Below are 11,293 nucleotides of genomic sequence, written 5' to 3' on the forward strand. Positions count from 1 at the left end.
TAACCCTCATTGACATTGCATTCGGTAAACTGAGTATCAAATCTGCTAAGGCAGAAAATAAATCCCATTCATACCGAGGTACTTAACAATGAAAACATCATCAATCATCAAAACGAGTTTAGTTGCCTTAGTGGCAAGTTCGTCTTTATTAGCTGGCCAGTTATATGCAGTTGATGCAGCTGATAACACTGTAAAAACTGAAAATGTTGCCGCTAAAGGTGACCGACATCATGGTCACAAAGGCAGCATGCATAAAATGCTTCGTAAGCTGGACTTAACTGATGCCCAAAAAGTTCAAGTAAAAGCCATCTTCGATAAGTACAAAGCTAACCGTCCTGAGCGCCCAACTAAAGAGCAGCGCGCTGAGCACCGTACAGAAATGTTAGCGTTAATCACTACCGCTGGTTTTGACGAAGCAAAAGCAACTGCAATGGCTGAAGCACAGCAACAAAAGCATTTACAAAAGATGCTGACGCATTTGAAAATGCAAAACGAAATTTATCAATTATTAACGCCTGAACAGCAACAAACGTTTCAAGATAAATTTAAGCTAGGCAAAGGCCACAAACCGCGCCGTTAATGATTAACTGATACAACATCAGGTTAAATAGATAAAAGCCATTACCTTGGGGTAATGGCTTTTTTATTCATGCAAGTTTGCTAATGGTCACACTTTGCATAAGACCAGCAGCGACTTTAGTAAACTTTATCCTAATCGAGCAATGAACTTGCTATAGTAATAGCAGATAAATCATCAGTTAAATGAGCCGACAATTCTTATATGAGTACCTCTTCTGAATATGACTTTTGGGTCAAATTAGCTAGCCGCGCGTCGGTAGCTACTGCGCTGTGTCTTATTGTGATTAAGTTAATCGCTTGGTTGTACTCTGGCTCGGCCAGTATGTTGGGCTCATTAACGGATTCATTTGCAGATGCACTTGCTTCGATTGTTAACTTTATTGCTATTCGGTATGCCATTGTTCCCGCGGATAAAGATCATCGTTATGGCCATGGCAAAGCTGAACCATTAGCAACGTTAGCCCAAGCGGCCTTTATTTTAGGTTCGGCGTCGTTATTATTATTGTATGGCGGCGAAAAGCTTATTCATCCAGTGGCAGTCACCAATGCGATGAGTGGCATAGTGGTGTCGATTATTGCCATTGTGCTGACATTTGCACTCGTTTTACTGCAACGACATGCGTTGAAAAAAACCAATAGCTCTTTGGTTGAAGCCGATTCATTGCATTATAAGTCTGACTTGTTATTGAATGCAGCGGTGTTGTTTGCGCTAATATTAGCGCAATATGGCTGGTGGTGGGCCGATGGTTTGTTTGCGGTGTTTATTGCGTTGTTTATTGGTAATCAAGCACTCGGTTTAGGTTATCGTTCAATTCAGAGCTTACTTGACCGCGAGTTAGACAATGAGACTCGTGACAAGATTAAAGCCTTGGCCAAGCAAGACCCTCGGGTTCAAGGTATTCACGATTTACGTACTCGCCAAGCAGGTAAAACCACATTTATTCAATTGCACATGGAATTAGCCGGTAACTTGTCTTTGCATGATGCTCATGAAATAGCAGATAAAGCGGGTATGACGATTAAAGCGGCGTTTGATGATGCTGAAGTGATTATTCACCAAGACCCGGTGTGATAGAGATGAATGGGGATGACAAATGCCAGCTCAGCAATACGTGCGATTAAGCTGACACAGGTTAGATATGGAGATTAAAATCCCAGAGCGTTAAATTGCGCCAAAGCCTGCTTTACTATGTCTGTAATACTGGCGTTAATATCGACAGTCACCACTAATGGCTCATTAGTGGGTTCTTCTAATGTGGCAAACTGGCTGTCGACCATGTTTTGTTTCATAAAGTGACCTTTTCTGGCCATTATGCGTGCCAAAATCAATTCATAGTTACCCTGCAAATATAAAAAACCGACCTGTTGATTACCTTGCCGAATTAGATCCCGATAGGATTTTTTTAGTGCAGAACAACCAATAATCACGGTTTTATTTTGGTTGTTAAATTCTAAAGCTAGATCACCAATACGCGATAACCAAGGTGCTCTATCAGCATCATTTAGAGGTTCTCCTCGGGCCATTTTTTCTATGTTGGCCTGGGGGTGAAGATCGTCACCGTCTACAAAAGTGGCATTCATCATTTTTGCTAACAGTTCACCTACGCTGCTTTTACCACATGCGCACACACCCATTACAATAATGCATTTTCCTGTCATTCTCTTACCATTCCTTAATATAAGCTTATATAATTAAAGGCTTATTTTTTCGTAACTCAGTTTATAACTTGAGTTTACTGATCTCATTAAGGTTTGTGAATTCGAATTAGCACTCTCATTAATCACTTTGGAATATAGTATGGACACAATGGTACAAATCGCAGACCCGACCTACTTGTTGATGATAGCTGCACTCGCCATTATCGCGTTATTGATCCTGATTATTAAAATGAAATTGCATGCTTTTGTATCGTTAACATTAGTCTGCGTGGCCACTGCACTGGCAAGTGGCATTAGCAGTGATCAAGTAGTGCCGACTATGATGGCGGGTTTTGGTGGCACCTTGGCTTCAGTTGCCTTATTAGTCGGCCTTGGCGCTATGATAGGTAAGATTTTAGAGGTCACTGGCGGTGCTAAAGTGCTTGCCGATACCTTGATTAGCCGCTTTGGTGAAGATAAAGCGCCGCTAGCGTTAGGTATCGCTTCGCTGTTGTTTGGTTTTCCAATATTTTTTGATGCTGGCTTAATGGTAATGATGCCTATTATTTTTAGCGTGGCTAAACGCTTTGGCGACTCACCACTTAAGTATGCTTTACCGTCTGCGGGTGCATTTGCGGTGATGCATGCTTTTGTACCGCCACACCCTGGACCGGTAGCAGCTGCAGACTTACTTGGCGCCAACATTGGTTTATTGCTATTTGTTGGCATGATGGTAGCAATCCCTACATGGTATATCGGCGCTTACTTATTTGGTTTATATGCAGGCAAAAAATTTGATATTCCCGTATCGAAAGTTTTCTTCAGCACCGCACCTATTATCGATGTCGACAAGATCCCCAAGTTTGCTACAGTGATGTCGATTCTGGTGTTACCTGTGATACTCATTTTTATGGATACGGGATTAAATACCTTAGCGGTAGCAGGAGTTATTGATGGTAAGTTGCCATTAGTTCAATTACTGCGAATGCTGGGTAAGACGCCCATCGCATTGCTGATTACCTTATTAGTGTGTTTGGTGGTCTTTGCTAAAGACTACGGCATGCAACCGCTTGAAAAACTGTGTGGCGATTCATTAGGGCCAATTTGTGCGGTGATATTAGTCACGGGTGCTGGTGGCATGTTTGGTGGTGTGTTACGTGCCAGTGGTATAGGACAAGCGTTAGCGGATGCATTATCCGATACCGGTATGCCGTTAATTGTGGCCGCATTTGTTATTGCCACCTGTTTGCGGGTGGCGCAAGGTTCTGCAACTGTGGCATTAACCACTACAGCTGCATTAATTGCGCCCATGGTTGCGGCAACGGCTGGATTAAGCGCTGCTGATTTATGTTTTATTGTGATTGCCATTGCTGGTGGTTCAACGGTGTTATCGCACTTTAATGATTCCGGTTTTTGGCTGGTAGGGCGTTTGATGGAAATGGACGAGAAAACCACGTTAAAAACATGGACAGTGATGGAAACTTTACTCGGCACCATAGCTTTTATCATTGTTGGTATCTTGAGCATACTGTTTTAAATATCAATCGGTTATCATTAACAGTGACGAATTGACGTTTTAATACTAACAAAGCCGCAATAGCGGATTTTGTTAGCCAGAATATTGGCTTAATTTAGTGTATTTATGACTCTAGGTTATGCAAACACTAGCTGGCTAGTGATTTGTGATCGGGCTTGTTCTAACGCTGAATCTGCACGCAAAATAAGGCGGTCGATAGTGTCGTCAGCTTGCCAGTTAGATAACCCGACACAGGCACTAAAGCGAATGTGCTTACCGCTTTCTGGTTCGATTAGCTCCGTATGTTCGATACTATGACGAATACTCTCGGCTATTTTTAGTGCAATATTTTTGCTGCTAGCTTGAATGATGGCAATAAATTCATCACCGCTCCAACGGGCGATTAAGTCAGTTTCAGCAAGCTTACTTTGGCAATGCTGAGCAAAGTGAATTAACGCTTTATCACCCATATCATGGCCAAACAAATGGTTAATTTGCTTTAAATCATCTATACCCATTAAGACACAATAAAGGTGTTCATGCACAAGGGTGCTATGGGTCATTAATTGCTGACTAAAATGGATTAACCCTCGTCGATTAAGGGCTTTTGTGAGGTAATCAACATAGATTTGTTTATCGAGTTTGTCTTTTAATAAATAAGATTCGGTGACATCGATCATGGTAACTTGAATAGCGGGTTGCTGCTCCCAACTGATCACCGTCTCAATTAATTTCACCCATATGATACGACCGCTAAGGTGTAGGCATTTGATTTCAACAGGATGAGGTTTAACTTTATTCGCGAGTAACGCAGCGTTAGCGTCTAGGCGCTGTTCTTGATAGCTTGGTTCAATCACATCCAAAATTGAGGCGAGTGACATAATACTTTGGGTATTAGGGTAACCGAATAGTTGTGCTAATGTCTGATTGCAATATAGCGGGCTAAAGTTGCGATGTACTAATACGCCTTGTACAGATCCATTGACTAATTGCTGATAGCGACTTTCACTTTGTACTAAAGCTTGTTTAAGTGTTGTAGATTCAGTTAAATCCACAATCGTGATTTGTAGGGCTGATCGTCCTTGCCATTCAACTATGTGTTCAATAGCTAATATATTGAGTTTCAAACCTAAACGGTTACGGTTAACGTAGCTGCGTACCTGAGGTTTTTCTATACCACTCATTAATGCGTAGTAAGTGTGTGTGGCTACATCCTGTAGTTCGGGATCGATTAACTCTAGAACACTCTTTAGCGCTAAAATATCTTGAGCTGTATTATAACCGAAGATTTTTGCATAATTATCATCGGCATAAAGTGGTATAAAATCTTGATGAATAACTACACCATAATGAGCATCAAAATCCAAAATCGTTCCTTGTTTGAATGTTATATTTTAATGTAGCATTTTTACTCGATAAATATTCTAGCGCTTTTGGTTATTTGTACCCTGATGTGATGTGATGTGTAAACTGGGTAAACTCGGCAATATGAGATCATCTTCGCACTTACCGTTGTTAAGATCATAGCATTTTCATAAAAGTGTCATTGCCATAATGTTATTACATCATTATGGCTCCCCTGCGTCGTTTCGTTTTTAGTCCATCGACAGCTCTTTTAATTTACGCGTTAGGGTATTACGACCCCAACCTAGACGTTTAGCGGCTTCTTGTTTATGGCCTTGAGTATGTCTTAGTGCTGTTTCAAGTAAAATACGTTCAAATTCAGGTTGCACTTCAGTGAGTAAATCACTTTCACCTGCAGCCAGCTTTTCATCAATCCAATCAGTTAATGCGGTTTGCCAGTCACTTGCTCCAGCTTGTTTCTGCTGGGTTGCTACTGGGTCTTTAAGCAATTCTGGTGGTAAATCTTGCGGTAAAATTTCTTGTCCGGACGCCATTACGGTTAACCAACGACAAGTATTCTCAAGTTGACGAACATTACCCGGCCAAGGAAGGTTAGCCAATTTTACCGCGGTTTCTTTAGTGAGTATTTTGGGTTCAACGCCAATCTCTTTCGCTGCGGTGCTTAAAAAGTGATTGGCGAGTTGGGCAATGTCTTCACGGCGCTGCGATAACGGCGGTAAGTGTACTCTGATCACATTGAGGCGATGAAATAAATCTTCGCGGAAGGTGCCTTTTTGCACCTGCACCTCAAGATTTTGATGTGTCGCAGCAATAATACGTACATCAACTTGCACTGCTTGATGACCGCCGACACGATAGAACTGGCCGTCGGCAAGGACTCGTAATAATCGCGTTTGCACATCGATTGGCATGTCACCAATTTCATCTAAAAATAGCGTGCCACCATTAGCTTGTTCAAAACGACCTTGGCGCACGTTGGCGGCACCAGTAAAGGCGCCTTTTTCATGGCCAAAGAGTTCAGATTCAATCAAATCTTTTGGGATGGCAGCCATATTTAATGCAATAAAGGGTTTGTCCTTACGCGGGCTGTGTTTGTGCAATGCACCAGCGACTAATTCTTTACCAGTACCAGATTGGCCATTGATGAGCACACTGATAGATGAGCGAGATAATCGGCCTATGGCACGAAACACTTCTTGCATTGCCGGGGCTTCACCAATAATTTCAGGGGTTTTTATGGTGGTATCAATAACGGGTTGTGGTGCTTGCTCTGTTGCATGTGTGAGTGCGCGTTCAACTAAATTAATGGCTTCATCAATATCAAATGGTTTTGGTAGGTATTCAAATGCACCTGCTTGATATGCGCTCACGGCACTGTCTAAGTCTGAGTGGGCGGTCATGATGATCACTGGAATATGCGGATAATGCAGTTGTAAGCGATCAAGCAAGGTTAAGCCATCAGTACCTGGCATGCGGATGTCTGAAACGATGACTTGAGGTTGTGATGCTTCTAAAGCTTGCCACAAGGATTCTGCAGCAGCAAAGCTAGCCGTTGACAGTGATGCGCCTTTAAGGGCTTTTTCGAGTACCCAACGGATCGAACTATCATCATCGAGGATCCAAACTTGTTCACTAATGTTCATGTTACTACCTCATTCTGCCTACAAAGGCATGCTAGTTATTGTAATGGCAGGTTAATAATAAATTCGGTATGCCCTGGTGCCGAAACACAATCAATGCGACCGCCGTGTAATCGGGCAATGTTATGCGCAATGGATAATCCTAACCCTGAACCCTCGTCACGTCCGGTGACCATAGGGTAGAAGAGGGTATCCATTAACTCAGCAGGAATACCGGGGCCGTTATCAATAATGGATAAGGCGAGTACCACTTTATAGCGCTGTGTTCCAATGGTGACTTGATGTTGAGTGCGAGTGCGAATGACAATATCGCCACCACAATGTTCTAACGCTTGTATCGCATTTTGGACAATATTCAATACAGCTTGCTGCATTTGATCTGGATCCATCTGAATATCTGGAATCGATGGATCATAATCTCGTTTTAAGCAGATATTGTCTGGCAGTGCCATTTCGACTAACTTAAGCACTTTTTGAATCACTTGATGGATATTGTGTTCAGCATGCTGCGTTGGTCGTTGTGGGCCAAGTAAACGGTCGACTAAATTACGTAATCTATCTGCTTGTTCGATAATAAGACTGGTAAATTCTTTTAATTCGGGCGAGTCGAGCTCTCGCGATAACAACTGCGCAGCGCCTCTAAGGCCGCCCAGTGGGTTTTTAATTTCATGGGCTAAGTTACGTACCAAAAACTGTGCAGCTTGTTGTTGGGCGTCCATATTAAGCTGCTGATGAATGCGACGTTGTTGGTCTACTTGACGTAATTCTAAAATGCTGAGGTTATTGTCATTTTCAATTGGCATCAAGGTGATATCAATGGTGTGATGTTGGCCGTCTAGGGTTATTAATGCGGCGGTATTGACCGTGAGTCCCTGGGCGGCATTAATGGCATCGCGCAGTAATTGTGGCTCAACCCCCATCAGTTGATAAAGCTCAGGAAGCGTTTGCTCGAGTAGCTTATGGTTACCTACTCCCAATAATTGTGCGGCCGCGGCATTAGCATAGCTCGGCTTGAGCTCGTTATTAATAACAAGCACTGCGGTGACTAAGTGATTGAGAAGGTTATTTGTGTCCATTAGCCGTCCTAGTATAGGGTTGCACCATTATAATGCACCACTTTGGTGCATATCACAACCCGGAACACACAAGCACTTTGTAAGATAAATAGTCACGCAAAATTTCATAAGCTAATGAATAAACTGATTTTTATCTTAATCATTTAGACTTTTTTGCAGGTCCAAATACAGATGCTTGGTGAAGGAATATCTTTCTAGGAGAGCTTGATGCAAGGACTTTGCCGCTTTGTGTTACAGCGTTAACAACCAACGAGTGTTCACCTCTATTAATGCCCGTTAATTGGAATATATTCGATGCTTGAGCTGGGGCTGCGATAATACCATCGACTAATAATGTCATTAGCACGCCACGAGGTAATTGAGGGGTGACGCTCACTGACACGGTAAATGCGCCATTATTGTCACGCACAGTAGCTTCTTCTTGGGGAGAGGTAATCGAAATCGTGTAGTTAATTGATGCTTCTGTTGTTGGGATGACATTGATTTTTGTTGGGGTGTCAATCGTCATGTTGTTTTGGGTGTTTTCATTTAATTCAACAGCTTCGGCATTATTTTTTTGTTCATCTGAGTAATGAACTTTGCCATTTTCATCTACCCAACGGTATACGGTAGCAACACTTTGGGCGCTCAATAATAGCAAACTAATAAGTATGATAAGGCGCATGATGTACTCCATAAAACGACAGTTTTAATAGAGTAGACGTTTTTATAAAAAAAATCAGCTTAAACTGTTTAGTTAAGCTGAATCGAAGCGGCGATATTAAACCGCTATTGTTTATTTAGGTGCAACAACACTAGATGTATTGGCAGCAGTATTCTGAAATTTGATCTGTTCGGATACTGAAGCTCACATTTGGTGCAAGCTCAAACTGGCTTGCTTCAGCATATGCAACCCACTCAGTTTTACCCGGTAATAACACGTCAAATTTGCCAGAAATAACCTGCATTATTTCACCTTGAGCCGTTGAAAACTCATATTCACCAGGCAATACCACACCAAAAGTTTGTTTACTACCATCAGCTAATACTACGCTTCTGCTTATCACTTTACCGTTAAAATACACATTGGCTTTTTTAGCGACGCTTACCTGTTGCAACATACTCATATATTTTCCCTAAAAATGATCTTGGTTTGAATCTATCTGCGTTTACGTAAAATATCTAGTTAAATGTTTTCATGTTGTATCACGAGAGTCGCTTTGCTGCTAGAGACAGCTTCAGAAACGATAACAAGCGATAATAAGCGAACGCTGCGTGCAGTCTAGCACCTAGGCTCTTGGCTCGTCATCGCTTGTCATCTCAGGGATAGAGAAAGCTTCGCTGCTAAGCTGTTGACTTTATAGCCTCTAGCCGCGGAGCGTACTAGCAGCGCAGCGTCCTAGGCTCTTTCGCTCGTCACCGCTTGCTACCAATATTTTTAGCCTCCTGTATAGACTAGACAACAAAAAGCCCAGATGCATGCATCTGGGCTTTTTAGGTCTCAATGAGTGGCAGACGTTGCCACTCATTGATGGTAATTAGCTGCGGTTATTACGCTTACGCTCATTCTCAGTTAAGAATCTCTTACGAACACGGATGTTCTTAGGAGTTACTTCAACTAATTCATCATCATCGATGAATTCAAGAGCTTGCTCAAGAGTCAATGTGATAGGCGTAGTCAATACTTGTGCTTCATCAGTACCTGATGCGCGCATGTTAGTAAGCTGCTTACCTTTCAAACAGTTTACTGTCAAATCGTTAGAGCGAGCATGAATACCCACTACTTGACCTTCATACACTTCAGCAGCGTGACCAATAAACATACGACCACGGTCTTGCAAAGCAAATAGAGCGAATGTTAGTGCTTTACCTGTTGCGTTTGAAATCAATACGCCGTTAGCGCGTTGACCAATATCGCCACCTTTGTGTGGACCGTAGTGATCAAATGAATGATAAATTAGACCAGTACCAGATGTTGCTGTTAAGAATTCGGTTTGGAAACCAATTAAGCCACGGCTTGGGATAACGAAGTCGATACGTACACGACCTTTACCATCAAGCTGCATGTCTTTCATTTCGCCTTTACGAACACCTAATTTTTCAATTACGGTACCTTGATGATCTTCTTCAACGTCAACTGTTACAGTTTCGTATGGTTCATGTAGCTCACCATCGATTGTTTTTAGAATAACTTCTGGACGAGATACGGCTAATTCATAACCTTCACGACGCATGTTTTCAATTAAAATCGATAAGTGTAATTCACCACGACCTGAAACGCGGAAACGGTCTGGACTTTCTGTTTCTTCAACGCGAAGTGCTACGTTGTGAACTAATTCAGTCTGTAAACGTTCAAGAATGTTACGTGAAGTAACATACTTACCTTCTTTACCCGCGAACGGAGAAGTGTTTACTTGGAATGTCATCGTTAGTGTTGGTTCATCAACAGTTAACGGTGGCATTGCTTCTACTGCATTCACTGCACAGATAGTATCAGAGATTTTAAGCTCGCCTAAACCTGTAATAGCAACGATGTCACCAGCATTTGCAATTGGCACTTCAGTACGGTCAAGACCCATGTAACCTAATACTTGGCCCATTTTACCGTTACGTGTCTTACCGTCAGCGCCAATAATGGTCACTTGTTGGTTAGTCTTAACGCTACCACGAGTAATACGGCCAATACCGATAACACCCACGTATGAGTTATAATCGATTTGAGAAATTTGCATTTGGAATGGAGCTTCTGCATCAGCATCTGGGAAAGCTACTTTCTCAACGATAGTTTGGAATAGCGGCGTCATATCATCGCTTGCTACATCTGGATCTAACGTTGCAAAACCATTTAATGCCGAAGCATAAACGATTGGGAAATCTAGTTGTTCGTCAGTGGCACCTAAGTTAACGAATAAATCGAATACTTGGTCAATAACCCAATCTGGACGAGCACTTGGACGGTCAATTTTGTTGATAACAACAATTGGCTTAAGGCCTTGAGCGAATGCTTTCTTGGTTACAAAGCGAGTTTGTGGCATTGGGCCATCAACTGCATCAACCAACAATAATACTGAGTCAACCATAGATAGAACGCGTTCAACTTCACCACCGAAATCGGCGTGGCCAGGAGTATCTACGATATTAATACGGTAGTCGTTCCACTGGATGGCAGTGTTCTTTGCCAGAATGGTGATCCCACGTTCTTTTTCAAGATCGTTAGAATCCATAACCCGCTCAGTAGCTTCTCCACGAGATGCAAGGGTTCCTGACTGCGCCAACATTTTGTCAACCAAGGTTGTTTTGCCATGGTCAACGTGGGCAATAATGGCGATGTTACGTAAATTCTCTAGCACGGATAAACCTCTAAACCAGCAAATAAAAAAAAAGGATCTAACAGTAGTTATAGATTATAGCTACTGTAAAAAAGCGTGCCATTCTACTTCACAGCAGCTTTTGTAGATAGGATTATTTTTGAACACTTGTAAATCTATCGCTTGCTATGG

Annotated in this window: 10 protein-coding genes; 3 read left to right on the forward strand and 7 right to left on the reverse strand. The window is 42.2% G+C overall.

Going from position 1 to position 11,293, the window contains the following annotated elements; genetic code table 11:
• The first annotated feature begins 88 nt into the window (after positions 1 to 88).
• Together HNW13_RS15950 and HNW13_RS15955 are read left to right on the forward strand one after the other, a co-directional pair.
• On the forward strand, positions 89 to 580 hold the full coding sequence (locus HNW13_RS15950; protein WP_192114035.1) for a Spy/CpxP family protein refolding chaperone: 492 nt from the start codon (positions 89 to 91) through the stop codon (positions 578 to 580).
• Between the two features lie 201 nt (positions 581 to 781).
• The gene (locus HNW13_RS15955; protein ID WP_101084934.1) at positions 782 to 1,651 is read left to right on the forward strand and encodes a cation diffusion facilitator family transporter; all 870 of its coding nucleotides are present in this window, start codon (positions 782 to 784) and stop codon (positions 1,649 to 1,651) included.
• A gap of 74 nt (positions 1,652 to 1,725) precedes the next feature.
• Here HNW13_RS15955 and HNW13_RS15960 read toward each other — a convergent pair whose 3' ends face one another.
• Positions 1,726 to 2,238: a gluconokinase gene (locus tag HNW13_RS15960; RefSeq protein WP_192114036.1), complete on the reverse strand. Its 513-nt coding sequence runs from the start codon at positions 2,236 to 2,238 to the stop codon at positions 1,726 to 1,728.
• Between the two features lie 139 nt (positions 2,239 to 2,377).
• On the opposite strand from HNW13_RS15960, the gene HNW13_RS15965 reads away from it, so the two are divergent.
• The gene (locus HNW13_RS15965; protein WP_162022108.1) at positions 2,378 to 3,754 is read left to right on the forward strand and encodes a GntP family permease; all 1,377 of its coding nucleotides are present in this window, start codon (positions 2,378 to 2,380) and stop codon (positions 3,752 to 3,754) included.
• Positions 3,755 to 3,870: 116 nt separating this feature from the next.
• Here HNW13_RS15965 and HNW13_RS15970 read toward each other — a convergent pair whose 3' ends face one another.
• The 6 genes from HNW13_RS15970 to typA all read right to left on the reverse strand — a co-directional run bounded on the left by HNW13_RS15970 (position 3,871) and on the right by typA (position 11,143).
• Positions 3,871 to 5,100: a sensor domain-containing diguanylate cyclase gene (locus tag HNW13_RS15970; protein ID WP_182743305.1), complete on the reverse strand. Its 1,230-nt coding sequence runs from the start codon at positions 5,098 to 5,100 to the stop codon at positions 3,871 to 3,873.
• Between the two features lie 228 nt (positions 5,101 to 5,328).
• Entirely contained in the window at positions 5,329 to 6,741 is a 1,413-nt protein-coding gene (gene glnG / locus HNW13_RS15975) for a nitrogen regulation protein NR(I) (RefSeq protein ID WP_101084937.1), read from the reverse strand.
• Between the two features lie 35 nt (positions 6,742 to 6,776).
• Positions 6,777 to 7,814 (reverse strand): nitrogen regulation protein NR(II), encoded by a 1,038-nt coding sequence (glnL, locus tag HNW13_RS15980; RefSeq protein ID WP_192114037.1) that lies wholly within the window; start codon positions 7,812 to 7,814, stop codon positions 6,777 to 6,779.
• A gap of 139 nt (positions 7,815 to 7,953) precedes the next feature.
• Positions 7,954 to 8,478 (reverse strand): DUF4124 domain-containing protein, encoded by a 525-nt coding sequence (locus tag HNW13_RS15985; RefSeq protein ID WP_162022110.1) that lies wholly within the window; start codon positions 8,476 to 8,478, stop codon positions 7,954 to 7,956.
• Positions 8,479 to 8,608: 130 nt separating this feature from the next.
• Positions 8,609 to 8,920 (reverse strand): pyrimidine/purine nucleoside phosphorylase, encoded by a 312-nt coding sequence (locus HNW13_RS15990; protein ID WP_011635813.1) that lies wholly within the window; start codon positions 8,918 to 8,920, stop codon positions 8,609 to 8,611.
• Between the two features lie 411 nt (positions 8,921 to 9,331).
• On the reverse strand, positions 9,332 to 11,143 hold the full coding sequence (gene typA / locus HNW13_RS15995) for a translational GTPase TypA (protein WP_101084940.1): 1,812 nt from the start codon (positions 11,141 to 11,143) through the stop codon (positions 9,332 to 9,334).
• Positions 11,144 to 11,293: the final 150 nt, after the last annotated feature.

This window comes from Shewanella sp. BF02_Schw (assembly GCF_014596695.2).
Lineage (GTDB): Bacteria > Pseudomonadota > Gammaproteobacteria > Enterobacterales > Shewanellaceae > Shewanella.

What these genes read in the sequence shown, in the direction of transcription:
- HNW13_RS15965 (WP_162022108.1), top strand. Translation starts at nt 2,378, where the DNA reads ATGGACACAATGGTACAAATCGCAGACCCGACCTACTTGTTGATGATA.
- HNW13_RS15960 (WP_192114036.1), bottom strand. Translation starts at nt 2,238, where the DNA reads ATGACAGGAAAATGCATTATTGTAATGGGTGTGTGCGCATGTGGTAAA.
- HNW13_RS15950 (WP_192114035.1), top strand. Translation starts at nt 89, where the DNA reads ATGAAAACATCATCAATCATCAAAACGAGTTTAGTTGCCTTAGTGGCA.
- glnL (WP_192114037.1), bottom strand. Translation starts at nt 7,814, where the DNA reads ATGGACACAAATAACCTTCTCAATCACTTAGTCACCGCAGTGCTTGTT.
- HNW13_RS15955 (WP_101084934.1), top strand. Translation starts at nt 782, where the DNA reads ATGAGTACCTCTTCTGAATATGACTTTTGGGTCAAATTAGCTAGCCGC.
- HNW13_RS15990 (WP_011635813.1), bottom strand. Translation starts at nt 8,920, where the DNA reads ATGAGTATGTTGCAACAGGTAAGCGTCGCTAAAAAAGCCAATGTGTAT.
- HNW13_RS15985 (WP_162022110.1), bottom strand. Translation starts at nt 8,478, where the DNA reads ATGCGCCTTATCATACTTATTAGTTTGCTATTATTGAGCGCCCAAAGT.
- glnG (WP_101084937.1), bottom strand. Translation starts at nt 6,741, where the DNA reads ATGAACATTAGTGAACAAGTTTGGATCCTCGATGATGATAGTTCGATC.